Source organism: Streptomyces sp. NBC_00224 (assembly GCF_041435195.1).
In the GTDB taxonomy this organism is placed as follows: domain Bacteria; phylum Actinomycetota; class Actinomycetes; order Streptomycetales; family Streptomycetaceae; genus Streptomyces.
Genome location: NZ_CP108106.1, coordinates 7708446 through 7734870, shown reverse-complemented (window position 1 = coordinate 7734870; position 26425 = coordinate 7708446). Strand labels below are relative to the sequence as shown.

Genomic DNA, 26425 nt, shown 5'->3' with positions numbered 1-26425 from the left:
CTGCGTCGTCAGTGGCAGGGGAAGCCGAGGATGTGGCGGCCGTCGTGCACCCACTCATGCACGTCCTCGCCGGAGAAGACGGCCGTGGCGCCCTGTTCGGCGCCGACGAAGTACAGGGCGATCAGCATCAGCGTGCCGACGAACAGCGCCCACGGAAGGACCGAGCGCACGGGGAGCGGGGAGCCTGCTTCGAGGACCGGAGCGACGGCGGGGACAGCGGTGGACTGAGCCATGGCGGCAGAACCTCCTTGGGAACGACGCGTCCCATTGGGTGGAGCATGGACGACGGCCATCGGGTCTGACTGGCCGGCTCCTGCCGCTGACGGCGGCGGTCCCGGCTACACAGTGGCGCGACCGTGCCGGAGTCTCACCGGGCTTCCGTCCTGCCGTCGTTGATCAACCTGGCGAGCCTACCGTGCACGCGTCATCCGACCAAGAGACGTCCTTGGTCCGGAACCGTTTCGTGCAGGGGCGCCGTCGTCCTTCACCACCCCTCAACCTGCGGTTGGAGAAGCTCGCTGCCTGCGTGGGGAGGCCCCTCCCCACGGTGAACGGACAGCGTGGGCGCTCATCCGGGCCACTTGGGCCACAGGGGCCTGCCACGTCTCCAGGGCGTACTTGATCTCCGTGAGTACATCCGCCGCCTCCGCCCCGTCGATGACCCGGTGGTCGAAGGTCAAGCTGAGCCGCATCACCGGGGCGACCATCATCTGGCCGTCGCGGGCCAGGGCACGTTCGGCTATCTGCCCCAATCCCAGGGTCACCGTGGTCCCGCCGACCGAGTGGAAACCGTCCACCGGCCGGTGCCCCAAGGAGGTGACCGCGAAGGTCCCCATCAGTGCCGCGCGCCCCGCCAGCGGCCGCACGCTGAGTCGGAAGGCCAGCCGGGCCAGCGGTCGGGGAAGGCGGTGCAGCATCCGCATCGAGGCGAACTCGGGCATAGTGACTGGGTCGCCCACCCGGAAATGCTGTACCCGCTGCTGTATGGCGTCGATGCCCATCCGGTGCACGTCCTGCAGAACCGTCGAGACCACCACCCGTTGGCCGTTGATGGTCTTGTCCAGCGCGATCTTCCCGTTTACCGACTCGTACCATGCCATCCGCGGTCGCAGGCGCCCGCGGATCGCGGCGTTGGCATCGGGATGCCCAGCCAGCGCCCGCCCCGCCGCGGAAAGCCCGGACGCCGCCTCTCACCCGTGATTCACCGTGCCGGATACAACTAAAGCCTGTGTTAAGCGACACTGAAGTGCCAGATGGTGGCGACGGGTTGGGTGTCGACGGTGGGGGGCGCCCCGGCCGCGCGCGGCGCCGTCCCGCGAATTCCCTTGAGGCTGAAGACTGTTCGCAGCACCTCAGGCTCCGGGCGTGGCCGCCCTTCTCAGCCAGCTCGCGGGATGCGCCGTCCTGATGAGCGGCGGGGCACGCGCTCATCGGATCCCGCTCAGCGCGCAGGTGCCCGGTCCGGTGCGGTGGGCCAGGCGGGGTGCAGGTCGTCGACGACGTAGTCGTGGGTGTGCCGCCAGCCGCCCGGCACGCTGGTGGCGCCGGTCAGGTGCGGGTCGTCGGGGGCCATCGCCGTGTGCAGGTGGGCGACCTCGGACGGGTCGTGTGCGGGCCACAGCCGTACCGCGAGGAGTCCGGCGCTGAGCGCGATCGCGCCCAGGGCGACCACGGCGGCCTGGAGACCGGCCGCCGCGCCGAGCCAGCCCGCCAGGGGGTAGGTGAGCAGCCAGCAGCTGTGGGAGAGGGAGAACTGGGCGGCGAACGCGGAGGTGCGCTCCTGCGGCGGGACCGAGCGGCGGATGAGCCGTCCGGTGGGGGTGAGCACCATCGAGCAGGCGGCGCCGAACGCCGCCCAGGCCACCAGGAGCGCGGGCCAGCGCCAGCCGCCGGAGTGGGCCGCGGTGATCGCGCCGAGCCCGGCGAAGACCGCGGTGAGCAGGAGGGCGCCGCGCAGCATCACCGCGCGGTCGGACGCCCGTTGCAGGATCCGGGGCAGCAGCAGGGCCACGGCCATGGAGCCCGCGCCGTACGCGCCGAGCGCGAAGGGTACTTGGCTCGCGGAGCGGCCGAGGTGGTCGCGTACGTACACGACGCTGTTGACGGTGACGGTCGCGCTGGCGGCGGCCACCGCGAGGTTCAGGGCCAGCAGGGCGCGCAGGCGCGGGACGGCGAAGAAGAGGCGGGTCCCGGCGGTGGCTTTCGTGTACACACCGCCGGTGCGCAGCGCGGCCGGGGCGGGCTTGGGCAGGACGGCGGAGACGACCAGCGCGGCGGAGGCGAGGAAGCCCAGCATCGTGCCCGCGAACAGCCAGTTGTACGTGATCAGCGTCAGCAGGGCGGCGGCGAGGGCCGGGCTGAACAGGCTTTCCAGGTCGTAGGCGAGCCGGGACATGGAGAGCGCCTGGGTGTAGTCGCGCTCCTCGGGCAGGATGTCGGGGATGACGGCCTGGAAGGTCGGGGTGAACGCGGCGGAGGCGGACTGGAGGAGGAAGACCAGGACGTACACCTGCCAGACCTGGTCGACGAACGGCAGGAAGAGGGCGACACCGGCCCGGGTCAGGTCCGCGCCCACCATCAGGGTGCGGCGCGGCAGCCGGTCGGCTATCGCGCCGATCGCGGGGGCGATCAGGACGTACGCCACCATCTTGATCGCGAGCGCGGTGCCCAGCACCGACCCGGCGTCGGCGCCCGCCATGTCATAGGCGAGCAGGCCGAGCGCGACCGTGGCCAGGCCGGTCCCGACGAGGGCGATGACCTGGGCGGCGAAGAGGTGTCGGTAGGCGCGGTTGCGCAGTACGGAGAGCATGCGGCGAGTCCCTGGGCCGTACGGTCTGAGGTAAGCCACTATACGTACATGTGCGCAGCTGCGCACCTATAGAACGCGAGCTCTCCCCCGGAGGTGTCCGCATGCCCTCGCCCGGGCCCTACGCTGTAGTCATGCCTGACCGCGACCCCGTTTCACCTGCACCAAGTGCGCATCTGCATGTCCCCGACAGTGCACGGCTGGCGGCGGCGACCGGGGTGTTCGCCCTGCTCTCCGACGTGACCCGGCTGCATCTGCTGTGGCTGCTTGCCATGGACGAGGCGGACGTGGGGTCGCTCGCCCAGCAGTGCGAGGCGTCCCGCACCGCGGTGAGCCAGCACCTGGCGAAGCTGCGGCTCGCCGGGCTGGTCGAGACCCGCCGCGAGGGGCGGCACATCGTCTACCGCCTCACCGACGGCCATCTGCGTCGCCTCGTCCTGGAAGCCCTCAGCCACGCCGACCACCGCGTCAGCGGCCAGGCTCCGCACGACTGATCCGGGGCACGGGCCGGCACATGGGAAAGGTGCGGACGGGCGTGCCTGTGACGATGGTGGGGTAGGGACGTGCCCCAGGCACGACCGCCGTGGGAGGAGCGACACCCATGGACCACCACACCCATACCGACCGAACGCACAGCCACGCCCGCGCTTCCGGCCACGGGCACGGCCCCACCGTCGGCCGCTGGGCCCGGCTGCACCACCGGGCCGCCCACCTGGTCACTCCGCACAGCCATGAGGCCATGGACAAGGTCGACTCCGCGATGGAGGCATCGGCGGAGGGCATGCGGACGCTGTGGCGCTCGCTGGCCATTCTCGGCGTAACCACCGTGATCCAGGCGGCGGTCGTCGCGCTCTCCGGATCGGTGGCCCTGCTGGGGGACACCATTCACAACGCGGCCGACGCGCTGACCGCGATCCCGCTGGGCATCGCCTTCGTGCTGGGCAGGCGGGCGGCAACCCGGCGCTACACCTATGGGTACGGCCGCGCCGAGGACCTGGCGGGCATCGCCATCGTGCTGACCATCGCGGCCTCTTCGGCACTCGCCGCCTACGAGGCCGTCGCCCGGTTGCTCAACCCCCGCGACATCACGCATCTGTGGGCCGTCGCCGTCGCCGCGGTGGTCGGTTTCCTCGGGAACGAGTGGGTGGCTCGCTACCGGATCGGCACCGGCCGGAGGATCGGATCGGCGGCTCTGGTGGCCGACGGGCTGCACGCCCGCACCGACGGCTTCACGTCGCTCGCCGTGCTGCTGGGAGCGGGCGGTGCCGCGATCGGCTGGCGGGCGGCGGACCCGATCGTCGGCCTGCTGATCACCGTGGCGATCCTGCTGGTGCTCAAGGACGCGGCCCGCGAGGTCTACCGGCGGCTGATGGACTGCGTCGACCCGGCCCTGGTCGACGCCGCCGAGCGGTGCCTGGCCGAAGTGGAGGGGGTCCGCGGCACCGGTCGGGTGCGGATGCGGTGGATCGGCCACACGCTGCACGCCGAGGCGGACATCGTGGTGGATCCGTCGCTGACCGTCGTGCAGGCACACCGCTTGGCAGTCGCCTCCGAGCACGCCCTCATCCACGCGGTTCCGCGACTTGCCACCGCGACCGTCCATGTCGACCATCCCCCCGTCGACGGCGGGCCGGACCCGCACGCCGCGCTGGCCCACCACCACAGCGGTCCGGGCCCGGCGGTCTGACCTCGCGTGGGGCCGCGCCGTGCGACACGGCCCCACCTATCGGCAGAACCGTTACTGCTGGCTGCTGCGACGGCGTACGAAGTAGACGGCCGCCCCGACCAGGACGACGGCACCGACACCGATGCCCGTCCAGGCACCGGCCGACAGGCCGCCGTCATCGTCCTTGTCGGCCTTCGCGGACGCCTCGGCGGGCGTAGTACGCGGCGACGCGGTGGCCGTGACCGGAGCCGAGGCGGTGGGGGAACCGCTCGGCGTGGAGCCGGCGGCCGGCTTCGCGCCCTGCGCGGCGGGCTTCAGCTTGAGGACGGGGGCGGGGGACTCGCTGTTGGCGCCGACTTCGATCCAGCGGTCGACACGCTTGTCGCTGTAGGTCTGGAGCGTCTTGAACGCCAGCTCCGCCGCATCCGGCAGCTGGCGCACGGTGATCGCGTACTGGGCGTTCTTGCCCGGGGCGATGGCCGGTCCCTTGACGGTGTAGCCGTCGGGGTCGGCGGTCAGCTGCCAGTCCTTGGGCCCTTCGGCGAGCTTCACATCGCCGGGGGCGATGCCCTGGGGCAGGACCACGCGCAGTTCGGTGATCCCGGCCGTGGTCGACTCCGACTCCGCGTCGAAGCTGACCTTCACGTTCTGGGCGAGCGCCTGGGCGCCCTCCGACTCGACCTCGACATGGGCGAGCGCCGGGACGGCGGTGAGCAGGACGGAGGCGGCGGCCAGCGTGGTGGCGAAGCCGGTGCGGCGCAGTACGCGTGAGGGCACGGTGGAACGGGACATGGGTGTCTCCGAAAAGTGGGTGTACGGAATCCCGGGGGCGCGCGGCCGTTCCCGAGGCAGGTCAGAAGGCGGGCGTCGGACGCGCCGCCGGGGGACCCCGCCGTACCACCACATCCCTCAGCACACCGGCGTGCGGCGGGGGTTGCACCCGCGGGGGCAAAGGCACACGGTGTCGGCCCGCTGCATGAGTACGGAGACGAGTACGGCCGCGACGGCGTGCGCGGCGGTCATCGCCAGTGAGTGGTGCAGGCGCTCGTGCCAGGCCCCGTGTGCACCGCCGTGCATGGCGGGCATGTCGGCCGTACCCGCCCCGTGGTGCGTACCCGCCCCGAGCCAGGTGTGCAGAGCGGCCTGTGCGACGGCGTTCACCGCCGCGACGGCGAGGAGGGAGCGCGGCCGCCGCGCCCCCAGCAGGCCCACCCCGAACAGCGCCAGGGCCGCGGGCAACGCTCGTACCCACGGCACCGGACCGTCCGCGACCAGATGGTGCGCGCTGATCCCCAGCACGGTGGCGACCACCGCGAACGCCGTTGCCCGGGTCGCGGGCAGCGGTGCGCGTGATTCGGACCTACGGTGCGGGCGCATGGCCCGCCCATCATGCGGCATGGCCGCCGCGTCCGGGGCCCGAGCTGTGCAACTGCTCCGATCTTGACAAGAGTCCGCGTGTCACCGCAACGGAGCCATGCCGGTGCGTCAGCCCGCCACGGCCACGAGAGCGGGGCGCGGGGTGAGCTGCCCGCTGCGGTGCAGCCAGGCGACGTTCGTCCTGGGCCCGGACAGACGGCGCTTCCGGGCCCGGACCCGGGTGGCAGCAGGTTCCATGCGGGGTGCGGATACGGCCAATCGGAGGGGCACGCGCCGACCGCGAGCGCACCGGGCCTCGAAACGTGCGCGGGGCATGCCCTGGACCGCGATCCGGAGGAGCCACTGTGCGCCGGTGTCGCACAAGCATCGCTCGGCCGTCACACGGTCGTCACACCGCTGTCGTCGTCCCATCGAACTCACCGGCTGCTGGATGGCTTGAATCACGCGACTCAACCCCCCACTCCCGTACCGCCGTTGATCACGTCTCTCGCACCTCACATACTGCGCTGACCGGCCCGCCGGGCGCCGTTGCGCCCCCGGCTGGAAATGACCACTCGACCTCATCCCAAGCTCCTGGGGGAGACTTGCGCGCACACGTGCAGAGAGCACGCGCCCTCACCATCGCAGCGGCCACCTCGGTGGCCCTCGTGGCGGGCATGACCGGCCCCGCGGCGGCCATCGCCGCGTCCACGACGACCACACCGCAGACCACACGCATCGACGGCAACCAGCGGATCCAGCTCATCACGGGCGACCGCGTGGTGGTCGGCGCCGAGGGGCAGGTGGTGGGCTTCGAGCCCGCCAAGGGCCGTGAGCGCATACCCGTACAGGTGCAGAGGGCCAGGGGCCACACCCTGGTGCTGCCCAGTGACGCGCAGCGCCTGATCGCCACGGGCAAGCTGGACCAGCGGCTCTTCGATGTCACCGAGCTCACCAACCCGCTGCTGCGCAAGAGCCATCGCGACGGGCTCAAGCTGATCGTGCAGTACGACGGGGGCGCCGGTGCCGTGCGGGCCGCGGTGCGTTCGGCCGGTGACACCCAGCTGCGGCGCACGTTCCCGTCCATCAACGCCGACGCCATCCGTACGTCGCGGGACGACGTGGCCAGGGTGTGGGCGGCGCTGACCGACCAGCGGAAGAACGGCGTGCGCGCCACCGCCTCCGGCATCGGGAAGGTGTGGCTGGACGGAGTGCGCACGGCGAGCCTGGACCGGAGCGTCAGGCAGATCGGCGCCGACAAGGCGTGGGAGGCCGGGTACGACGGCAAGGGCGTCAAGATCGCCGTCCTGGACACCGGCGTCGACAAGACCCACGACGACCTGAAGGACCAGGTCGTCGGTGAGAAGAACTTCTCCGCCTCCCCCGACACCGCGGACCACGTCGGGCACGGCACCCACGTCGCCTCGATCGCCGCCGGTACCGGGGCCAAGTCCGGCGGCAAGTACAAGGGTGTCGCCCCCGGCGCCGAGGTCATCAGCGGCAAGGTGCTGAACGACGAGGGAAACGGGGACGACTCCAGCATCATCGCGGGTATGGAGTGGGCCGCCGCCGAGGGCGCGGACGTGGTCAACCTCAGCCTCGGCAGCCCCGACTCCCCCGGCGTCGACCCGATGGAGGCGGCGGTCAACAGGCTGTCCGCCGAAAAGGGGATCCTGTTCGCCGTCGCGGCGGGCAACGACGGCGAGGCCGGCGACTCGACGGTCGGCTCGCCGGGCAGCGCGGACGCCGCGCTGACCGTCGGCGCCGTCGACAAGGACGACAAGCCGGCGCCCTTCTCCAGCATCGGCCCGCGCACCGGCGACGGCGCCGTCAAGCCGGACGTGACCGCGCCCGGCGTCGCCATCACCGCGGCGGCCGCCCCCGGCAGCGCGATCGACACCCGCCCCGGGACGCCTCACCCGGCACCCGGCTACCTGACGATCGACGGCACCTCCATGGCCACCCCGCACGTGGCGGGGGCAGCGGCGATCCTGAAGCAGCAGCACCCGGGCTGGAAGTCCACCGAGCTCAAGGGCGCGCTGACCGCGTCCACCAAGGGCGGTGACTACACCGCGTACCAGCAGGGCTCGGGCCGCGTCCGGGTCGACAAGGCACTGGCCCAGAGCGTGATCGCCGACCCGGTCTCGCTGAGCTTCGGCGTCGCGCAGTGGCCGCACACCGACGACCAGCCCCTCACCAAGAAGATCAGCTACCGCAACCTCGGGACCAGCGACGTCACCCTCGACCTGTCGGTGTCCACGCTGGACCCGGCTGGCAAGCCGGCCCCGGCCGGGTTCTTCAAGCTCGGCGCCACCAAGGTCACCGTGCCCGCCGGCGGCAAGGCCGAAGTCGATCTGACCGCCGACACCAGGATCGGCGACGCCGACGGCACCTCCTCCGGGTACGTCACCGCCACCGGCGCGGGCCAGTCCGTCCGTACGGCCGCGGCGGCCGTACGCGAGGCGGAGTCCTACGACCTCACGCTCCGGACCATCGGCCGCGACGGCACCGATGCCCAGAACTTCTCCAACTCCCTGATCGGCGTCGCCGGCCCCGGCAAGGGTTTCCAGGCCAACATCAGGGACGAGCCGGGCGCGCACAAGATCCGTGTCCCCAAGGGCTCGTACGTGTTCAACGCGGCCGTCTACCAGGACCCGGAGGACCTCACCAAGGGCACCGACTGGATCGCCCAGCCCAAGCTGGAGGTCACCGGCGACACGACGGTCACCGCCGACGCGCGCACCACCAAGCCGGTGGACATCACCGTGCCCGGCCTCAGCAAGGTCGACTTCGGAGTGCCGTACTACGAGCTCGCGACCGACATCGGCTCCGTCGGCAACGGCTGGGAGCTGCGCGACTACACCAACTTCCGCACCGCCCACATGGGTCCGGCCGTGACCGACGGGTCGCTCGTGCAGACCTGGAGCGCCAACTTCCTCAAGGACGCCACCACCCAGTACGCGGTGGCCTTCGGCGGCAGGACGAGCAGGCTCGGGACCGGCTACAGCAAGCACGTGAAGGCGAGCGAGCTGGCCACGCTCAAGGTCGGCCTCGGTGCCTCGGCTCCCGGGAAGACCACGCTCGCCTACCCCCACCCGCATCTGCCGGGCGCGCCGGAGACCATCGGGTTCTCGGACCTGCAGACCGCGGCGAGCACCCGCACGCTTCTCCTCTCCACGGGCGATGGCATCAAGTGGCTGACGAAGTTCGACCAGTGGGGCGAGCGGGGCGAGTGGGGCTATCCGACCGAGGCGTCCTACCAGATGGTCGAGGCGAAGCGTTACGAGGCGGGCAGGAAGTACCAGGAGACGTTCAACACCGGCGTCTTCGGCCCGCTCCTCGGCAAGGGCATGGGCGTCTTCCGCACCGCCCCCGACCCGGCCACGGGTGAGCAGCGGATCCACGGCTCCCTGCCGCTCTTCGCCGACGGCCAGGGCCACGCGGGCTCCTCGACGTATACCTCGGCCAGGTCGACGCTGTACCGCAACGGCGTCAAGGTCGGCGAGAACGACGACCCGCTGAGCGGCCAGAAGCCCTTCAAGGTCGACTCCACCGACGCCGAGTACCGGCTGACGGCCTCCGTCGAGCGCTCGGCGAAGGTCGCCGAGGCCTCCACCCGCGTCGACACCAGCTTCACGTTCCGCTCCGAGCAGGTCGCGGCCACCACGGCGCTCCCGGTCTCCACGGTCCGCTTCGCGGCCCCCGTCGACCTCGCCTCGCGCGCTCCGGCGGGCAAGCCGGTCCAGATCCCGGTGACCGTGCAGGGCTCGGCGGCCGGCAAGAACCTCAAGTCGCTCACCGTGTCCGTCAGTTACGACGACGGGAAGACCTGGCAGCTCGTGAAGGTCGAGAACGGCAGGATCTCCGTGAAGAACCCCGCGAAGGACAAGGCCATCTCGTTCCTCGCCACGGTCACGGACAAGCAGGGCAACAAGTCGACGCTAACGATCCACAACGCGTACTACGGCAAGTGACGTTGCCCCGGTGACGTATTTCGGGTGACGACGACGTGCTGGAAAGCGTTCAAGGACGCTTTTCAGCACGTTCGTTCGCTGAGCCGATGGGTTCTTGAAAAGAGCACTACCCTGAGCGGCGCCCGACCTGTGCCCTGCCCGCCAGGCGCCTCCCTCCGCCCTGCGCCGGACGCATCCGGGTCCTGCTGTCACCCGGACAGGTCCCTGAACATCCCGCAACCCGTGATCGTCAGCATCGTTATGCGGGCCGAGAGCACCGACCCGATCACCGGGGACGAGGACAGGGTGGCCGAGAGAACATGACTGACACGCTGCCGCATGACGCCGGGCTCTGGCGCGGTGTCGAATCCGGGGCGGAGGACGAGGAGTTCCTCGGGCTCCTGCGGGCGGGGACCGCGCTCGTCGAACCCGTACTGCGCGAGGCCGTGGGGCGGCTGCACGTGTCCCTCGCCTCGGTGTGCCGGTACCACCTGGGGTGGGACGGCGCGCCTTCAGTGGCAGGGACCGGCAAGCGCGTCCGGCCCGTGCTCGCGCTCCTCTCGGTGCGTTCGGCCGGTGCTCCCGAGCGGTTCGCCGCCGTCGCGGGCACCGCGGTCGAGCTCGTGCACCAGCTCTCCCTGCTTCACGACGACATCATGGACGGCGACACGGAGCGGCGCGGCAGGCCCACCGCCTGGGCGCACTTCGGCACCGGAGCCGCCGTGCTCACCGGTGACGCCCTCGTCGTCCAGGCCGTCGCCACCATCTTTCACGCACGCGCCCCCGGGGCCTCCGCCGCCACCGAGGAGCTGATCGCCGCCGTGGAGCAGATGGTGGCGGGACAGGCGGAGGACCTCGCCCTGGAACACCGCTCCGCCCATGAGGTGTCCGTGCCCCGGTACGTGGGCATGGCGCGCGGCAAGACCGGGGCGCTGTTCGGCTGCGCGGCGGCGCTCGGCGCCGTTCTCGCGGAGGCGTCCCCGCCCGTCGTACGGGCCCTGCGCGCCGCCGGTAGCGATCTCGGCGTGGCGTTCCAGATCCTTGACGATGTGCTTGGGCTCTGGGGTGACGGGGCGCTTACCGGCAAGCCCGTTGGCACGGATCTGGTGCGTGGCAAGAAGACCCTTCCTCTGGTGTTGGCCGCCGGATCGGACACGGCCGACGGGCGGCGGCTCGCTGCCCTCCTCGGGCCCGCCCCACTGCCGCCCGCCCTTGTCCCTGAGGTCATGGGCCTGCTCGACGCCACGCGCAGCCGGGAACGCGCCGAGGAGGTGGCGGCTCGCCATGTGGCGTCGGCCATGGCCGCCCTGGACGCCGCCGAACTCCCCACGGACGTACGGCAGCAGTGGCACTCGCTCATCGGTGGGCTGTCGCAGCGCCGAAGCTGACGCCGGAAGGGGACAAAGGGGGACAGCGGAAGGAGACACCTTGACGTCCGGACCGTTCGCCCTGCGCGTGCTCGACCTGCACAAGGCCTATCGGTCGCACCGCGTGCATCAGCATCTGCGCTGGTTCCGGACGGCCTACCGTCTGGACGGAACCGGCCGCGCCGACGAACTGCTCGACGAGCTGCGCTTCGCCGAGTACCGGCACACCCGGGTCGAGGTGCTCAGCGGAGGGACCCGGCAGAAGCTGAATCTGACCCTGGCGCTCATGCACGACCCCGATGTGCTGCTGCTCGACGAGCCGTACCAGGGGTTCGACTGGGAGACGTATCTGCGGTTCTGGGACGTCGCCGCGCGGTTGCGTGAGCGGGGCCGCTGTGTGCTCGTCGTGTCGCATCTGGCCTGGGACGCCGGACGGCTGGACGTCGTCCACCGGCTGAAGGACGGAGTGGCCGCGCCCTGGAACGCGGAGGAGCACACCGCCGTCACGCAGGGAGCGTCGCGTTGACACGGGCGTGGGAGGTGTTCCGTACCGGCGCCGTCTTCGCGCTCCTCGAACACGCCCGCAACCGCCTCGCCATCGTCCTGGTCGTCGTCTACATCCCGCTCTGGCTGACGCTGGAGCACTGGTTCGTCACGCCGGTGCCCGCGCGGTTCCTGCTGCGCGCGACCGGTCGTACCGTGACCGTCGACGGCAACCACCTGACGATGGTGTCCGGGGCCGTCAACACGGTGACGCTCATCGTCGGGTTCATGATGTTCATGACGACCTTCAAGGCTCTCGCCTTCGACAGCAGACTCGCGCTCGCCGGATACCCCCGCGCCTGTCTGCTGGTGAGCAAGGTCATCGCCATGACGGTCGCGTCAGCCCTGGTCGCGGGGTACGCCACGCTCGTCGTGTGCTGGTACTGGGACCCGGTCCGGCCCGCCCTCCTCGCCCTCGGCCTGTTCACCGCCGCCCTCAGCTACGGCGGCATCGGCATCCTGCTGGGCGCGTTCCTGCGCAGCGACCTGGCGGGGCTCTTCGTCATCATCATGACCAGCCTGCTGGACACGATGCTCCAGAACCCGATGAGCAACGCGGAAGCCGATAAGCAAGGGCTCCAGTTCCTGCCCGGCTACGGGCCCACGCAGGTCGGCTTCGCCGCCGGTTTCACGTCCACGGACGCCTCGTTCGGGCATCTGCTGCTCGGTCCCGCGTGGTTCCTGCTCATGTGGGCCCTCGGGACAGCGGCCTTCTTCGTACGGACCCGCAACCACCTTCGGGTTCCGTCCTGACCACCGACAGCGAGCCCCGTGTGAACCGCCACGCCATCCGCTTCACCGACACCTGGCGCACACCGCTCGCACCGGACACCGTGTACGCCAAGCTCGCCGACATCGCGGCCTACCCCCAGTGGTGGCCGAGCTTCCGCTCCGTACGGCTGACCGGGGAGCGGGAGTACGAGGTCACCATCCGGTCCCTCCTGCCGTACGAACTCACCTTCCGCATGACGCCGGTCGTCGAGGACCCCGCCGCGCGCGTGCTGGAGGCGGCGCTCGACGGCGACATCGCCGGCAGCGTCCGCTGGGCGGTGATCCCCGACGAACGCAGCGGCTGCGTGGCCCACTTCGCCCAGCACGTCACCGTCCGCAAGGCCGCGCTGCGGCGCTGGATGCCGCTGGCGCGCCCGTTCTTCCACCTCAACCACGCCGTGGCGATGCGGGCCGGGCGGTGCGGCCTGACCGGCCTGGCACACGAGTAGGCCCGGCAGGCCAGGGCGGGTCCTACTTGTTCGGGTCCCGGAAGCGGCCGAACGCCTTCGTGAGGGCGCCCAGCGGCGAGCCGTCCGGCTTGGCCGGCCTCGGCGCGGGCAGCCGGGGCACCCCGTCACCACCGGTCGCCTCGGCCAGCGCGGCCTGCGCCGCCTCGGCTGCCTCCCGGTACAGGTCACGGGAGTTCGTCATGGCGTCGAGCGCCTCGGCGTACTTGGTGACCATGCCCTGGGCGTGGACGAGTTCCTCGTCCGGGGTGAGCAGGTGCCAGCCCTGGCGCAGCCGTGTCAGGGCCCTCTCGGCGTCGGCCGGCAACGGGCGCGGCAGGGCGGCGAACTCCTTGATCCTGTCGAGGAGTTCGGTGGGTTCCGAGCCGTCGAGGAAGACACTGCGCACCGTGAAGCGGTCCGCGTCGTACTCGGGGCCCTGTGGCGTCGTGGGCAGGACGACGGCGCCGCCGCGCGGCATCCGCACGCCCAGCTCCCGCTTCATCGCGAAGTCGGCGATCTGCGCCTGCTCCGGTGTGCTCCGGTGCTCGACCACCCGGTGGCGCAGGCTCGGCGGCAGGAACGCCGAGACCGGCTGCTGCCCCGCCGCGTCCGGTGTCATCGCCTCGTGCACCACGACATGGATGAACCAGCTCTGCCGGCTGCAGTCCCGCAGCCGGTGGCGCAGCTCGTCGTCGTCCTTCGGCAGCTGGTTCGTCGTCCGTAGCCGCACGCCCGGCACCGTGTCGTGGTCCCAGGCGATCCGGTCGCTGTCGGGCCAGAACATGGTGACGGGCGAGGGCCAGTGTGTCTCCCAGGCCCGCTCCGCCTCGGCGGCGAGGACCCAGGTGACGCCCTCGCCTTCCTTGCGGCGGCCCTCGGGGTCGTACAGGGTCAGCTGGGCCCGCACCGTGACGTCGTCGGCCACGCGCCAGCGGGCCTCGAAGAGGCGGCGGGCCGACGGGCCGGGGTCGGCGGACTCGTCGCGCGGGTGCAGGACGGTGGAGCGCGCCGCCTCGACGGGGTCGAGGTCCAGGAAGCCGTCGAGCACCCCGGCCGCCTTGAGGGCGATCAGGTTGCGCCGGACGTCCTGTTCGGGCTCGGGCCCGAGGTGGCGCGCGCGCCCCAGCCACGCGGTGTCGGGGACGGTGGTCGAGGAGGTGCTCTTCTTGGCCATGGAGTCGTTCTCTAGGTGATCGGGGCCAGACCAGTATCCTCCGTCAATCTGCAGATGGAAGCGGTACCAGGTCTACTTGTTCACCATATTCGGCCGCGTCCGCGACCGCGTCACCGAGGTGCCGGCCCCGTCGAGGCGCGGATGACCAGTTCCGGGTCGAAGAGGAGCTCGCCGGTGGGGACCTCGCGGTTGCTCACCAGGGACAGCACGCTGCGGCCCACCTCCAGGGCCAGGCGGTCGGCGGGCTGGCGGACCGTGGTGAGGGCCGGGTCGGTGAACTCGGTGATCGACGAGCCGTCGTACCCCACCACCGAGACGTCGTCCGGTACCGACAGACCCTGCCGGCGCAGGCCCCGGACGGCGCCCAGGGCCATGTAGTCGCTGGCCGCGACGATCGCGGTGGCTCCCAGCGCGACGAGGGACACGGCCGCTGCCTGGCCGCCCTCCACGGTGTAGGACTGCCTCGCCACCCACCGCTCCGCGTCGTCCGCGCCCCGGCGGGTCATCGCCTCGACGAAGCCCCGCACCCGGCGGTCGGCGGGCCGGTTGCCGGACGGGCCCGAGGCCATGCCGATGCGCCGGTGGCCCAGGCGGTGGAGGTGGTCCACGGCCAGTTCGGCCGCGAGCGCGTCGTCGGTGGAGAAGACCGGCACGGGCACACCGTCGGCGAACTCGCCGTTGATGCCCACGTACGGGACGCGGCGCTGGCGCAGCAGCTCGTAGCTGTCGGTGTCGGCGCCCTCGACCGTGTTGGACGCCGACAGGAAGACGACCGCCGCGACGCCCTTGTCCACCAGGGCGGAGAGGAAGTCCAGCTCCTGCACGCCGCCGGGGAAGACGGGGCACAGGATCGTCTTGAGGCCGTGCGGCGCCAGGGCGGACTCGATCCGTTCGGCGACGTCGGCGAAGAACGGGTTGGAGACGAACTCCGTCACCACGGCCACGAGTTGGCCCTGGGTGGGGCGCTCGTAGCCGAGCTCCGCCAAGGCCTGCTCGACCGTCTCCCTCGTCTTGCGCGACACCCCCTGACGCCGGTTGATCACCCGGCTGACGGTGGCCTCGCTGACCTGTGCATGGGCTGCGACGTCGGTGATACCGACCTTCATCGCGGTCCTTCCGTGTGTGTGAGCGACACCAGACCGCCGCGCGGGACGGCCAGCAGGCGGAGCCCCTCCGGCAGGAGCGTCAGAGGATCATCCATCATACGGCCGTCGGGCCCGTGAACCCGTGCCCGCACCGGGCCGCCTCCCCCGGTGACCTGCACCGCCAACCGGTCCCGGTCCGATCCGTTGACCAGGTGGAAGCGGCGGTAGGCGGCGAAGTCGAGGACCGCCACCCGGTCGCCGTGCACGCTCAGCAGACACTCGTCGCCCCGGGCGGCCGCCACCAGCGGGTACAGCTCGTCCGGCCGCCCGGGCTCGACCCGGCCGTCAAGCAGCAGCTCGCGGTGCCGGTGCCAGCGCCCGAGCCAGAAGCGCACCACCTCCCGGTGCTCCGGGGGGATCTCGTCCAGGCGTACCGAGATCTGCGGTACGGAGTGCAGGGCGCCGATCAGCTGCCTGGCCACCGCCTCGGCGCTCGCGTCGCGCGACCACATCACCATGTCGGAGTGGACGGCCGCGCCCACCGCGAGCAGCGACGTGTCCAGGGTGCGCACCCGGTTGGCGGTCGCGTCGGCCGGGCAGTCGAAGGAGCGCAGCATGTTGCCGTACGCGGCCATGCCCGGACCGGCGTACGGCTGGCGCAGTTCGAGCAGCACCTCGGGCCGGATCGCCTCCAGCTCCCGACGCAGGCCGCTCAGCAGCTCGGTCATCGCCGGGCCCACGTCCCCGGCGCCGTCGCCCGCGTACACCGCGGCCTCGTCGAGGAAGTCGAGCTTGAGCCCGTCGAGGCCGTGGTCGCGTACGAGTCGGACGCACAGGTCGATCACGTGTCGGCGCACCTCGGGCAGCCGGGGGTCGAGCACCCGGGCGCCGGGCACGGTGGCCGGGGCCGGGGCTGAGGCGGCCCAGTCGTCGTGGCAGTCGGCCTCCGGGCCGAGCAGCAGTGGCGCGACCCAAACCAGGTAGCGCAGTCCGCGGGCGCGCACCCGTGCGACGTGTCCGGCGAGGTCGGGGAACTTGGCCGGGTCCGGCTGCCAGTCGCCGCACCCGGCGTAGCCCCGGCCGTTGCCGTGGCGCTGCCAGCCGTCGTCCAGGATCAGCGCCCCGCATCCCAGCTCGGCGGCCGGTTCCGCCTGGGTCTCGACGGCGGTGGCGGTGACGTTCTGGTTGAAGGCGTACCAGGTGGAGTAGACGGGCCGCCGGGCCGCGTCCGGGACCGGCATCGGCGGATGAGCGGCGGCGAACCAGTCGCGCAGCGGGCGCAGGGCCGCGGCGACCGACGGCGCGCGCGGTACGAGCAGGAGCCTGTGCGGGCCGGTCCGGGCCGGTATCCGCAGGTGGACGACGTGGGTGTCGTTCTCCTCCGAGACGCCGAAGCGGACCGTGGCCTCGAAGACCGGGTCGGCGGCGGCGAAGGTGAGGAGGGTGGCGCCGGAGTGCTCGTACAGACAGCCGGCGGCGGGGCCGTCGACCAGGCTGACCCGGCTGCGGCCTTCCCAGTCGGCGACGAGCGTCCGCCGCCAGCCGCCCTGGGGGTGCCAGTAGCCCGCGGCGTCGCCGAGCGGCACCGAGAGGCGGATCTCGACGGGGGCTCCCCGGCCGTGGACCTCCAGCATCCGCAGTCCGCCCGGGAGTTCGGCCAGGGTCCACTGGGGGTCGCCGTCCGGGGCGAGGACGGCGATGGACACTTCGTCGAGGAGTGGTTTCCAGGGGGCCGGGGCCTCGTGCGCGGTGGTCACGGCGTCGTACGGGAGTGCGTTCATGGTCATTCCTTCACCGCGCCCGCGAGCAGGCCGGAGACGAAGTGGCGCTGGAGGAGGAGGAACACCACCGCCATGGGGACGGCGGCGATCGAGGTTCCCGCCAGGATCGCGCCGTAGTCGGTCTCGTCGAGGCCCTGGAGCGAGGCGAGCGCGACCGGGATGGTGAACGAGGTGCCTTCGCGCAGCACGATCAGCGGCCAGACGAAGTCGTTCCACTGGTAGAGGAAGAGGAAGATGCCGAGGGCGGCGAGGGCCGGGCGCATGGGCGGCAGTGCGACCCGCCAGAACAGCCGCAGTTCGCCGCAGCCGTCCATCCGGCCCGAGTCGAGCAGTTCCTTCGGGAGCGCGGCCATCGACTGCCGCATGAGGAAGATGCCGAAGGGCAGTGCCAGGTTGGGGGCGATGACCGCCTGATAGGTGTCGAGCCACTGGAGGTCGGCCATCATCTTGAACAGCGGCACCAGGGTGACCTGGGTGGGGACGACGAGTCCCAGCATCAGCAGCCCGAACAGGAGCTCGCGGCCGCGGAAGTCGTACGTGGCGAAGCCGTAGCCGGTGAGCGTGCACACCACGCCCGCGAGGAGGGTGTAGACGACGGCGATGCCCAGGGAGTTGAGTATCACCCGGCCGAAGTGCGCCGATTCCTGGAGGGTTTTGAGGTTCTGCAGGAGGTGGCCGCCGGGCAGCAGGGGCGGCGGGCTGGAGAAGATCTCCTGCGAGCTGTGGGTGGCGGCGACGGCCAGCCAGTAGAAGGGCACCGCGACGGCCGCGAGCGCGAGGGCGAGGCCGGAGGTGAGCAGGATGCCGCGGCCGGGGTTTCTGGTCGTCACGGCTTCTCTCCCAGGAGGCGGAACTGGAGCAGGCCGAGGAGGCCGATCAGCACGGTCAGGGCGTATGCGAGGGCGGAGGCGTAGCCGAAGTCGAAGTAGGTGAAGGCGTTGCGGTAGAGGTACACGCCGATGGTGAGGGTCGCGTTGTCGGGGCCGCCGCCGGTGAGGACGTACGGCTCGTCGAAGAGCTGGAGCGTGCCGATCGTCGACAGGACTGTGGTCAGCAGCAGCGCGGGGCGCAGGCCCGGCAGCGTGACGTGGCGGAAGGCGGCGAAGGCACCCGCGCCGTCGACCGCGGCGGCGTCGTACAGCTCCTGCGGGACGGTCTGCAGCCTGGCGAGCAGGAGCACGGCGTTGTAGCCGGTGTAGTGCCAGGTCAGTGCGAGACCCAGGGAGATCCGCGCCCACAGTCCGTCGGTCAGCCAGGGCACCGGATCGACACCCAGCTGCCCGAGGAACCAGTTGACCAGGCCGTAGTCCTTGTTGAGCAGGACGGAGAAGACGATGCCGTACGCGACGAGGCCGGTGACCATGGGCAGGAAGAAGCCGAGCCGGAACAGCGAACGGCCGTGCAGGACGGTGGAGTTGAGCGCCACGGCGAGGGCCGTGGCGAGCGCGAGCATCAGCGGCACCTGGACGGCGAGGATCACTCCGGTGTTGCGCAGCGCGGTCCACATCAGCGGGTCGTCGAGCATGCGGGTGTAGTTGTCGGCGCCGACGTAGGTGTCCACGCCCGCGACCGTGCGGTGCAGGCTCATCACGAAGGACCAGCCGATGGGGTACAGCTTGAACGCGGCGAAGAGCAGCAGCGCGGGCAGGACGAAGAGGTACGGGGCCGCCCGGCCGCGCCGACGGGCGCGGGCGGCCGGGGCCTTGGTCCTGGCCGGGGCCGGTGCGGGCGGCGCGAGCGTCATCGGGCGGCCTTCCGGCCGGTCTGGCGGGCCAGTTCGTCCGCGGCGCCGCGGAGCACCTTCGCCGGGTCGGCGCCCTTGAGGAGCACCTTGGACTGGGCGTCGGTGACGAGTTTCAGGGCCCGGGCGTAGTCGGAGGTGTAGTTCACCGCCGGGGAGGGCGCCTTCAGCGCGGCGAGGAAGGTCTCGCCCTTGCGCCCGCCGCTGAAGAATGCCGACGGCTTGTGGAAGACGGCGTCGTCGTACGCCTTCATCAGGGCGGGGGCGATGCCCTTGCCCCGGTAGATCCGCACCTGGGAGGCGGGACGGGTGAGGGCGAACTCGATGAACGACCAGGCCGCGGCCTGGTGTTTGCTGCTTCCGGCGACGGCGAGGTGGGTGGAGTTCACCGTGGCGGCGGTGGGGCCGCCCCGTCGCACCGCCGGGGGGAGCCGGACCTTCCACTTGCCCGCCTCGGCGGGCACCTGCTCCTCGATGACCCCGCCGAACCAGGTGGGCCAGGGCAGCACGGCCGCCGTGCCCCGCTTCAGCGAGCTCATCAGGGCGTTCCAGCCGCCGGCGAGGTCGCTGACCAGACCGGCGTCGTTCATGGTCTTGATCAGGGTCATGGCCCGCACGGCCGCCGGGGAGTCCAGGGTGATGCGGCCCTCCAGGTCGAAGTAGAAGGCGCCCTGGAGCTGGAGCAGCATCTGGAAGAAGTTGGCGGCGTCGGGCTGCGATGCGGGCTTGTCGATGCCGAGCAGGTGGACGCCGGTTCTTTCCTTGAGCTTCTTGCCCGCCTCGATGGTCTCGTCCCAGGTCTGGAGCGCCTCGACGTCGACTCCGGCGCGCTCGAAGAGGTCGGCGCGGTAGTAGAAGCCGGCCGAGTTGGCCTCCCAGGGAAGGGCGTTGACCCGCTTGCCGTCGGGGCAGACGGTCCCCCACAGACCGGGGGCGAAGGCGTCCTTGTGGGTGTTCGCGCCGAGCGGGGCGAGGTCGGCGAGGCCGCCCGGGAAGCGCTCGGCGTAACCGGGCAGGTAGTCGACGCCGATGTGCAGGACGTCGGCGAGCCCCCGGCCGCCCGCCGCCATCCCCGCGGTGATCTTGTCCCAGATCGCCGGGTTGCCGATGTCCTCGACGGTGACCTGGATGTCGGGGTACGCCTTGTTGAACTCCGGTATGAGCGCCTTGAGTTCGGCGGCCGGGCCCTGCCAGGACCAGACGGTGATCCGGCCCTTGCGGGGGTCGCCGGCCGCGCCCGCGTCCCCGCCGCCACCACTGCCGGAGCAGGCGGCCAGGCCGACGGACCCGAGGGTTGCGGCTCCCATCAGGAGCACGTTACGGCGTCCCGGCCGTCTCTCCGGCTCTCTGTCGTCCCTCACGTCGGATCCCCTCTGTTCACGCTGTCACGACGTTGACGGGGCCGGACACTACAAGCCTCGACGATCAACTTGCAATCTACTGACGAAAACTTTCAGTTTGACCAACTGGAAAATGCTGCCTGGTCCATTGCAATCATTCGTAGTCGCTTGCTAGCGTGCCGCGCGCCCCGCTCCGACCGAACCAGTCCCTCCGGGAGACACCCCCATGACGCATTCGTCGCGATCCCGTACGACGCTGCTCACCGCCGTCGCGCTGCTCGCCACGCTCGCTCCGCTCGCCACGGCCCAGCCGTCCGTCGCGAAGGCGCCCGTCACGAAGGCGCCCGCCTCCCCCGCTCTGCTCGCGGTGGGCGAACCCGGCTTCGAAACGGGCGGCGCAGCCTGGGAGTTCACCTCCGGCACCGGTGTCGCGACCAACAACCCGCACAGCGGAAACCGGCTGGCCTACCTCGACGCGGGCAGCGGCATGAAGGTCTCGCAGACGGTGACGGCGACCGGCCGCGGCGCGTACGTCGTCTCCGCCTGGATAGCCACCGGCGGCCCCGGCGGCCGGTACGTCCTGCGGGTCAACGGCACCGGCGCCGCCTCCCTGGACCTGCCCTCCTCCGCCAACTACCGCCGCTACACGCTCGGCGCGATCACCCTGGCCCCCGGCGACCGCCTCGAAATCGCCTTCGAGTCGGGGCAGGGCTGGATGAACGCCGACGACGTGATGGTCTCCCCCGCGGCCCCGGCCCGCCCCCGCGTCACCTCCAGCGACCCCCGGGCCGCCGAGATGTTCGGCTGGGCCACGCGCAAGGCCAACAGCTGGGTCCAGTCGCCCGGCACCGTGGGCCCCCTCAACGCCGACGAACGCCAGACGGGCGGCACCGGCTCCGGTGTCTACGCCCCGTCCTACTGGGCCGGTTACGCCAACCGCAGCGGCTACTACTCACGCGACATGACCCACCAGCTCGGCGGCGCCGAGGTGCTCGGGCTGCGCGCCGAGGACAAGGAGATGCTGCGCGCCTTCGCCGCGTCCGCCACGGCCCGGCACGCCTACTACCCGGCGTGGGCGCTCAACTTCGACAACCGGACCTATCTCTCCATCGACTACCGCTCCCCCGACCTCTTCGTCCGCGAGGTGCCCGCCGTCTTCGAGCTGGTGCAGAAGGCGGAGGAGGCGTACCGCTGGAGCGGGGACCGCTCCTACCTCGACGACCCGGCCCTGTGGGACTTCTACCGGCACGCCACCGAGGAGTTCGTCGCCCTGCACGACGGCAGGAAGGACAACGGCCCGGTACGCGTCGCCGAGGGCACCGGGCGGGGCATCTTCCAGGGCGTCGCCAGCTACAACGAGCAGAGCGACGAGCCGCTCGCCGAGGCGGGCGACGCCATCGGCTCCCAGTACCAGGCCTACCGGGCGATGGCCTCGCTGGCCCGCGCCAAGGGCGACCGCGAGACGGCCGCCCGCTTCGAACGCCGGGCCCGCGACCTCAAGGCGTACTTCAACACCACCTGGAGCGGCGGCGGTTCGGGCGCCGACATGGTGCGCGGCTACACCACCGACGGGCGCGCCCTGACCGGCTGGGGCAAGGAGAACAGCTGGTTCATGCCGATGAAGCAGATCCTCGCGCCCGGGGCCCGGCGCGAGGCGTACCTGGACTACATCGACGCGCAGGCCGAGGGCGCGGGGCGGCCCGACAACATCGAGGCGCTGACCTACCTCCCGGACACGTTCTTCACCAACAACCGCCCCGACACCGCCTGGAAGTGGATGCGGCAGATCTACGCGCAGAAGGACGTCCAGCACGTCAACACCCGCCAGGGCACCAACGGCGACTACCCGGAGGTCTCCTTCACCCTCGTCAGCCAGACCGTCCAGGGGCTGATGGGCGTCAGCCCCGACGCCCCCGCGCGCACCCTCACCACCCAGTCGCGGCTGCCCTCCGGCATGGAGTGGCTGAGCGTCGAGGACCTGCGCGTCGGCGACTCCGCGTTCACCCTGCGCCACGACACCCGCCGCCGCTCCACCCTCACCCACACCTCGGGCACCGCGCCCTACACCTGGGAGGCGCGCTTCCCGGGCGCCCACTCCGCCGTCACCGTCGACGGGGTGCCCCGACCGGCCCGTACCGAGACGATCGACGGCACGACGTTCACCACCGTCCGCACCCGAGTGGCCCCCGGCCGCACGGTCACCGTCGAAGTACGGTGACCGCGCCCGCCGCGTTCCCGGGCGGCGCCGAGCTGTTCCGGCTCGGCCCGCACGTGGCCCACCTCAACCACGGGTCCTTCGGCGCCGTCCCGGTCCCTGTCGCCGCCGCCCACCGGCGGCTGGCGGCGGAGGCCGACACCGACCCGGACGCCTTCTTCCTGGGCGTCCCGGACCGGCTCGCCGGGGCGCGGACCCGTATCGCGGCCCATCTGGGCACCGACCCCGAGGGGGCCGCCCTCGTCGACAACGCCACCGAGGCCGCCCACCTCGCCCTGGACGCACTGCGCCTGAGTGCCGACGACGAGGTCCTGGTCACCGACCACGGCTACGGCACGGTCGTCGCCGCGGCCGCCCGCCGCGCCCGCGTCACGACCGTCGCCCTCGCTCCGGATCTGCCCGACGAGGAGGCGGTGCGCAAAGCCGTACTCGCCGCCCTCACCCCTCGTACCCGGGTCGCCCTGCTCGACCAGATCAGCTCGCCCACCGCCCGGTTCATCGCGACCCCCGGGCTCCTCGCCGACCTCGCCGCGCGAGGCGTGACCACGGTGGTCGACGGCGCCCACGCCCCCGGCATGCTCGCCCGACCTCTCGCCGGCGGGCCCGACTTCTGGTTCGGCAACCTGCACAAGTGGGCGTACGCCCCGCCGGGCAGCGCCCTGCTCGCGGTCTCGCCCGCCCATCGGGAGCGGGTGCCCGCTCCCGTTCCCTCCTGGGAGGACGACCGCGGTTTCCCCCGCGCGCTGGAGTACCGGGCCACCGTCGACTACACCGGCCGGCTCGCCGCCCCCGAGGGCCTCGATCTGCTCGCGGAGCTCGGCCCCGAACGCGTACGCGCCCACAACAGCGCCCTGGCGGGCTACGGCGCCGAACTCCTCGCCCGCCTCCCGGGCATCACCCCGCTGCCCGCCGACGACCGCCTCGCCATGCGGGCCCTGCGCCTGCCGCCCGGCCTCGCCCGCACCCGGGCCGAGGCCGCCGCCCTGCGCGAGGAGATCGCGGCCCGCCTCGGCTTCCGGGTGCTGATCTGGCCCTGGCCGGGCGGCGGCGGCATCCGTGTCAGCGGGCAGATCTACAACGTGCCCGCGGAGTACGAACGTCTGACGGCGGCTCTGCGGCCCCTCCTGGACGGGCGATGACGAACACCCGTGGACGCTAGCCGACCAGATCCACCGGACAGGCCCTAGGCGCACGACGGGCACAGGCCCCGGTACGTGACCTCCGCCGCCGACACCGTGAACCCGAACCGCTCCTGGGCCGGGAGTTGAGTGAGCAGGTCGCCCGTCGTGTGGACGTCGCGGATGGTGCCGCAGCCGGTGCAGACCAGGTGCTGGTGGGGGTGGTGCGCGTTGGGGTCGTAGCGCTTGGCGCGGCCGTCGGTGGAGACCTCCATGACCTCGCCGAGGGAGACCATCTCGCCCAGTGTGTTGTAGACGGTCGCCCGGGAGATCTCCGGCAGCCGTCGCGCCGCGCGGGCGTGCACTTCGTCGGCCGTGAGGTGCACGTGGTCGCCGTCGAGGACCTCCGCCACGACACGCCGCTGCGAGGTCACCCGCCAGCCTCGTCCGCGGAGCCGCTCCAGCAGATCACTCATCAGTGGTCCTTCCCTTTCGGCCCGGTGGAGATCGAGTGGAGCAGTGACGGGGTACCCGTTCACCGGTGGCCGTACAGCTTCCGACCGAGGACGAAACCGGTGAGCTTCTTGACCTGGACTCCGTCCATCGTAGGATCGGTTCCCAGAGACGGCCAAGGGAGCGGACAAGTCCGGTTGGACCAATCCGCCCCTCCGGGCCCCGCTCCGGACCGACCGTCCACCGTCCATCCATGACCGCGACGGGACCCGTCCGCCGCATCGAACCGCTCGACCCCCGAAGTCCCCTGAGCAGTGTGATCCACCCAGCCCGGAAGGATTCCGATGTCTGAGAACCACGACGCGATCGTCACGGACCCGAAAACGGAGGACGGAAGCGGCGGCTGCCCGGTCGCGCACGGTCGCGCCCCGCACCCGACGCAGGGCGGCGGAAACCGTCAATGGTGGCCGGAGCGGCTCAACCTGAAGATCCTCGCCAAGAACCCCGCCGTGGCCAACCCGCTGGGCGAGGAGTTCGACTACGCCGAGGCGTTCAAGACCCTCGACCTGCCGACCGTGAAGCGGGACATCGCCGAGGTGCTGACGACCTCGCAGGACTGGTGGCCCGCCGACTTCGGCCACTACGGCCCGCTGATGATCCGTATGGCGTGGCACAGCGCCGGCACGTACCGCATCAGTGACGGCCGTGGCGGCGCCGGGGCCGGTCAGCAGCGCTTCGCCCCCCTCAACAGCTGGCCGGACAACGCGAGCCTCGACAAGGCCCGCCGTCTGCTGTGGCCGGTCAAGAAGAAGTACGGCCGGAGCCTGTCCTGGGCCGACCTGATGATCCTCGCCGGAAACGTCTCCCTGGAGACGATGGGCTTCAAGACCTTCGGCTTCGGCGGTGGGCGCCCGGACGTCTGGGAGCCCGACGAGGACGTCTACTGGGGCCCCGAGACCACCTGGCTCGACGACCAGCGCTACACCGGCGACCGGGAGCTGGAGAACCCCCTCGGCGCGGTGCAGATGGGCCTGATCTACGTGAACCCGGAGGGCCCCAACGGCACCCCGGACCCGATCGCCGCGGCCCGCGACATCCGAGAGACGTTCCGCCGGATGGCGATGAACGACGAGGAGACGGTCGCGCTGATCGCCGGCGGCCACACCTTCGGCAAGACCCACGGCGCGGGCCCGGCGGACGCCATCGGCCCCGACCCCGAGGCCTCCCCGCTGGAGCAGCAGGGCCTCGGCTGGCGGAGCTCGTACGGCACCGGCGCGGGCGGCGACGCGATCACCAGCGGCCTTGAGGGCATCTGGACCACCACGCCGATCACCTGGGACAACAGCTTCTTCGAGATCCTCTTCGGCTACGAGTGGGAGCTGTTCGACAGCCCTGCGGGCGCGCACCAGTGGCGGCCGAAGGACGGCGCCGGGGCGGGCACCGTCCCCGACGCCCACGACGCGTCCAAGACCCACGCGCCGACCATGCTGACGACCGACCTCTCGCTCCGGTACGACCCGGTCTACGAGCCGATCTCGCGGCACTTCAAGGAGAACCCCGCCGAGTTCGCGGACGCGTTCGCCCGCGCCTGGTTCAAGCTGACCCACCGCGACATGGGCCCCGTCGTCCGCTACCTCGGCCCGGAGGTCCCGGCCGAGAAGCTCCTGTGGCAGGACCCGCTGCCCGAGGTGACGCACGAGCTGGTCTCCGCCGCGGACGTCGCCTCCCTCAAGGAGCGGATCCTCGGCTCGGGCCTCTCGGTGTCCCAGCTGGTGTCCGCCGCCTGGGCGTCGGCCTCGTCCTTCCGAGGCAGCGACAAGCGCGGCGGCGCCAACGGCGCGCGCATCCGCCTGGAGCCGCAGCGCGGCTGGGAGGTCAACGAGCCGGACCAGCTGGCCGTGGTGCTGAGCACCCTGGAGGGGATCCAGCGGGAGTTCGACTCCGGCGCCAAGAAGGTCTCCCTGGCCGACCTGATCGTGCTCGGCGGGTCCGCCGCCGTGGAGAAGGCAGCCAAGGACGCGGGCCTCGACGTCGAGGTCGCCTTCACGCCGGGCCGCGCGGACGCCTCGCAGGAGCAGACCGACGTGGAGTCGTTCGCCGCGCTGGAGCCGACCGCCGACGGGTTCCGCAACTACCTCGGCAAGGGCAACCGGCTCCCGGCCGAGTACCTGCTGCTCGACAAGGCGAACCTGCTGAACCTGAGCGCTCCCGAGCTGACGGTCCTGGTGGGCGGCCTCCGGGTGCTCGGCGCGAACCACCAGCAGTCGCCGGCGGGCGTCCTCACCGAGACCCCCGGGGCGCTGACCAACGACTTCTTCGTCAACCTGCTCGACCTGGGCACGACGTGGAAGGCGACCTCCGAGGACGCGACCGCCTTCGAGGGCAGCGACTCCGCCACGGGCAAGGTCAAGTGGACCGGCACCCGTGCCGACCTGGTCTTCGGCTCGAACTCCGAGCTGCGCGCGGTCGCGGAGGTGTACGCGAGCGACGACGCGAAGGAGAAGTTCGCGAAGGACTTCGTCGCGGCGTGGGAGAAGGTCATGAACCTGGACCGGTTCGACCTCGTCTGATCGAGGCTTGACACGCTTGATCGCCCGATCCACGAGA

At 71.6% G+C, this 26425-nt stretch carries 23 protein-coding genes; 10 read left to right on the top strand and 13 right to left on the bottom strand.

All coding sequences use genetic code 11. From position 1 onward, the window contains the following. Positions 1-8 precede the first annotated feature (8 nt). The 3 genes from OG965_RS34610 to OG965_RS34600 form a co-directional block, all read right to left on the bottom strand. A complete protein-coding gene (locus tag OG965_RS34610) occupies positions 9-233 on the bottom strand; it encodes a CbtB-domain containing protein (RefSeq protein WP_371656003.1) in 225 nt (74 codons plus the stop codon). Between the two features lie 261 nt (positions 234-494). Further along, complete coding sequence (locus OG965_RS34605; RefSeq protein WP_371656002.1) at positions 495-1100, bottom strand: 2-oxo acid dehydrogenase subunit E2; 606 nt, start codon at positions 1098-1100, stop codon at positions 495-497. 341 nt (positions 1101-1441) lie between these two features. Then, complete coding sequence (locus OG965_RS34600) at positions 1442-2809, bottom strand: MFS transporter (protein WP_371656001.1); 1368 nt, start codon at positions 2807-2809, stop codon at positions 1442-1444. Between the two features lie 131 nt (positions 2810-2940). Between OG965_RS34600 and OG965_RS34595 the strand changes: the two genes are divergently transcribed. Beyond that, positions 2941-3300, top strand: coding sequence for an ArsR/SmtB family transcription factor (locus OG965_RS34595; RefSeq protein ID WP_371656000.1), 360 nt, complete (start codon positions 2941-2943; stop codon positions 3298-3300). Between the two features lie 107 nt (positions 3301-3407). Beyond that, entirely contained in the window at positions 3408-4493 is a 1086-nt protein-coding gene (locus tag OG965_RS34590) for a cation diffusion facilitator family transporter (RefSeq protein ID WP_371655999.1), read from the top strand. 51 nt (positions 4494-4544) lie between these two features. On the opposite strand, the gene OG965_RS34585 is transcribed toward OG965_RS34590, so the two are convergent. The 3 genes from OG965_RS34585 to OG965_RS34575 form a co-directional block, all read right to left on the bottom strand. Then, on the bottom strand, positions 4545-5264 hold the full coding sequence (locus OG965_RS34585) for a DUF1775 domain-containing protein (RefSeq protein ID WP_371655998.1): 720 nt from the start codon (positions 5262-5264) through the stop codon (positions 4545-4547). Between the two features lie 117 nt (positions 5265-5381). Then, positions 5382-5849: a hypothetical protein gene (locus tag OG965_RS34580; protein ID WP_371655997.1), complete on the bottom strand. Its 468-nt coding sequence runs from the start codon at positions 5847-5849 to the stop codon at positions 5382-5384. A 108-nt stretch (positions 5850-5957) separates the two neighbouring features. After that, on the bottom strand, positions 5958-6086 hold the full coding sequence (locus OG965_RS34575; protein WP_371655996.1) for a hypothetical protein: 129 nt from the start codon (positions 6084-6086) through the stop codon (positions 5958-5960). Between the two features lie 359 nt (positions 6087-6445). Between OG965_RS34575 and OG965_RS34570 the strand changes: the two genes are divergently transcribed. From OG965_RS34570 to OG965_RS34550, 5 genes are all read left to right on the top strand, one after another. After that, positions 6446-9802, top strand: coding sequence for a S8 family serine peptidase (locus OG965_RS34570; RefSeq protein ID WP_371655995.1), 3357 nt, complete (start codon positions 6446-6448; stop codon positions 9800-9802). Between the two features lie 299 nt (positions 9803-10101). Beyond that, entirely contained in the window at positions 10102-11169 is a 1068-nt protein-coding gene (locus OG965_RS34565) for a polyprenyl synthetase family protein (protein ID WP_371655994.1), read from the top strand. Continuing rightward, complete coding sequence (locus OG965_RS34560) at positions 11066-11674, top strand: ATP-binding cassette domain-containing protein (RefSeq protein WP_371655993.1); 609 nt, start codon at positions 11066-11068, stop codon at positions 11672-11674. Before OG965_RS34565 ends, OG965_RS34560 begins: the two co-directional genes overlap by 104 nt. After that, positions 11671-12444, top strand: coding sequence for an ABC transporter permease (locus tag OG965_RS34555; protein ID WP_371655992.1), 774 nt, complete (start codon positions 11671-11673; stop codon positions 12442-12444). The genes OG965_RS34560 and OG965_RS34555 overlap by 4 nt, the downstream gene beginning before the upstream one ends. 20 nt (positions 12445-12464) lie before the next feature. Then, positions 12465-12911: an SRPBCC family protein gene (locus tag OG965_RS34550; RefSeq protein ID WP_371655991.1), complete on the top strand. Its 447-nt coding sequence runs from the start codon at positions 12465-12467 to the stop codon at positions 12909-12911. A gap of 22 nt (positions 12912-12933) precedes the next feature. Here OG965_RS34550 and OG965_RS34545 read toward each other — a convergent pair whose 3' ends face one another. The 6 genes from OG965_RS34545 to OG965_RS34520 form a co-directional block, all read right to left on the bottom strand. After that, entirely contained in the window at positions 12934-14085 is a 1152-nt protein-coding gene (locus OG965_RS34545) for a hypothetical protein (protein WP_371655990.1), read from the bottom strand. Between the two features lie 110 nt (positions 14086-14195). Then, on the bottom strand, positions 14196-15191 hold the full coding sequence (locus OG965_RS34540; protein ID WP_371655989.1) for a LacI family DNA-binding transcriptional regulator: 996 nt from the start codon (positions 15189-15191) through the stop codon (positions 14196-14198). Next, positions 15188-16951 (bottom strand): glycoside hydrolase family 36 protein, encoded by a 1764-nt coding sequence (locus OG965_RS34535; protein ID WP_371655988.1) that lies wholly within the window; start codon positions 16949-16951, stop codon positions 15188-15190. Before OG965_RS34535 ends, OG965_RS34540 begins: the two co-directional genes overlap by 4 nt. 2 nt (positions 16952-16953) lie before the next feature. After that, entirely contained in the window at positions 16954-17781 is an 828-nt protein-coding gene (locus OG965_RS34530) for a carbohydrate ABC transporter permease (protein ID WP_371655987.1), read from the bottom strand. Then, positions 17778-18695 (bottom strand): carbohydrate ABC transporter permease, encoded by a 918-nt coding sequence (locus OG965_RS34525; protein WP_371655986.1) that lies wholly within the window; start codon positions 18693-18695, stop codon positions 17778-17780. Before OG965_RS34525 ends, OG965_RS34530 begins: the two co-directional genes overlap by 4 nt. Beyond that, complete coding sequence (locus OG965_RS34520; RefSeq protein ID WP_371655985.1) at positions 18692-19999, bottom strand: sugar ABC transporter substrate-binding protein; 1308 nt, start codon at positions 19997-19999, stop codon at positions 18692-18694. Before OG965_RS34520 ends, OG965_RS34525 begins: the two co-directional genes overlap by 4 nt. 259 nt (positions 20000-20258) lie before the next feature. Between OG965_RS34520 and OG965_RS34515 the strand changes: the two genes are divergently transcribed. Continuing rightward, complete coding sequence (locus tag OG965_RS34515) at positions 20259-22250, top strand: hypothetical protein (protein WP_371655984.1); 1992 nt, start codon at positions 20259-20261, stop codon at positions 22248-22250. Continuing rightward, entirely contained in the window at positions 22247-23386 is a 1140-nt protein-coding gene (locus OG965_RS34510; protein ID WP_371655983.1) for an aminotransferase class V-fold PLP-dependent enzyme, read from the top strand. The genes OG965_RS34515 and OG965_RS34510 overlap by 4 nt, the downstream gene beginning before the upstream one ends. A gap of 44 nt (positions 23387-23430) precedes the next feature. On the opposite strand, the gene OG965_RS34505 is transcribed toward OG965_RS34510, so the two are convergent. Continuing rightward, positions 23431-23841 (bottom strand): Fur family transcriptional regulator, encoded by a 411-nt coding sequence (locus tag OG965_RS34505; RefSeq protein WP_371655982.1) that lies wholly within the window; start codon positions 23839-23841, stop codon positions 23431-23433. A gap of 321 nt (positions 23842-24162) precedes the next feature. Here OG965_RS34505 and katG point away from each other — a divergent pair, with 321 nt between their 5' ends. Further along, positions 24163-26388 carry a catalase/peroxidase HPI gene (katG, locus tag OG965_RS34500; RefSeq protein ID WP_371655981.1) on the top strand — a complete coding sequence of 742 codons (2226 nt, stop codon included), beginning with the start codon at positions 24163-24165 and terminating at the stop codon, positions 26386-26388. The last annotated feature ends 37 nt before the right edge of the window (positions 26389-26425 follow it).

Coding starts and splice junctions, on each gene's coding strand:
- OG965_RS34610 (WP_371656003.1), bottom strand. CDS start 233: ATGGCTCAGTCCACCGCTGTCCCCGCCGTCGCTCCGGTCCTCGAAGCA.
- OG965_RS34605 (WP_371656002.1), bottom strand. CDS start 1,100: ATGGCATGGTACGAGTCGGTAAACGGGAAGATCGCGCTGGACAAGACC.
- OG965_RS34600 (WP_371656001.1), bottom strand. CDS start 2,809: ATGCTCTCCGTACTGCGCAACCGCGCCTACCGACACCTCTTCGCCGCC.
- OG965_RS34595 (WP_371656000.1), top strand. CDS start 2,941: ATGCCTGACCGCGACCCCGTTTCACCTGCACCAAGTGCGCATCTGCAT.
- OG965_RS34590 (WP_371655999.1), top strand. CDS start 3,408: ATGGACCACCACACCCATACCGACCGAACGCACAGCCACGCCCGCGCT.
- OG965_RS34585 (WP_371655998.1), bottom strand. CDS start 5,264: ATGTCCCGTTCCACCGTGCCCTCACGCGTACTGCGCCGCACCGGCTTC.
- OG965_RS34580 (WP_371655997.1), bottom strand. CDS start 5,849: ATGCGCCCGCACCGTAGGTCCGAATCACGCGCACCGCTGCCCGCGACC.
- OG965_RS34575 (WP_371655996.1), bottom strand. CDS start 6,086: ATGGAACCTGCTGCCACCCGGGTCCGGGCCCGGAAGCGCCGTCTGTCC.
- OG965_RS34565 (WP_371655994.1), top strand. CDS start 10,102: ATGACTGACACGCTGCCGCATGACGCCGGGCTCTGGCGCGGTGTCGAA.
- OG965_RS34560 (WP_371655993.1), top strand. CDS start 11,066: ATGTGGCGTCGGCCATGGCCGCCCTGGACGCCGCCGAACTCCCCACGG.
- OG965_RS34545 (WP_371655990.1), bottom strand. CDS start 14,085: ATGGCCAAGAAGAGCACCTCCTCGACCACCGTCCCCGACACCGCGTGG.
- OG965_RS34540 (WP_371655989.1), bottom strand. CDS start 15,191: ATGAAGGTCGGTATCACCGACGTCGCAGCCCATGCACAGGTCAGCGAG.
- OG965_RS34535 (WP_371655988.1), bottom strand. CDS start 16,951: ATGAACGCACTCCCGTACGACGCCGTGACCACCGCGCACGAGGCCCCG.
- OG965_RS34525 (WP_371655986.1), bottom strand. CDS start 18,695: ATGACGCTCGCGCCGCCCGCACCGGCCCCGGCCAGGACCAAGGCCCCG.
- OG965_RS34520 (WP_371655985.1), bottom strand. CDS start 19,999: ATGGGAGCCGCAACCCTCGGGTCCGTCGGCCTGGCCGCCTGCTCCGGC.
- OG965_RS34515 (WP_371655984.1), top strand. CDS start 20,259: ATGACGCATTCGTCGCGATCCCGTACGACGCTGCTCACCGCCGTCGCG.
- OG965_RS34505 (WP_371655982.1), bottom strand. CDS start 23,841: ATGAGTGATCTGCTGGAGCGGCTCCGCGGACGAGGCTGGCGGGTGACC.
- katG (WP_371655981.1), top strand. CDS start 24,163: ATGTCTGAGAACCACGACGCGATCGTCACGGACCCGAAAACGGAGGAC.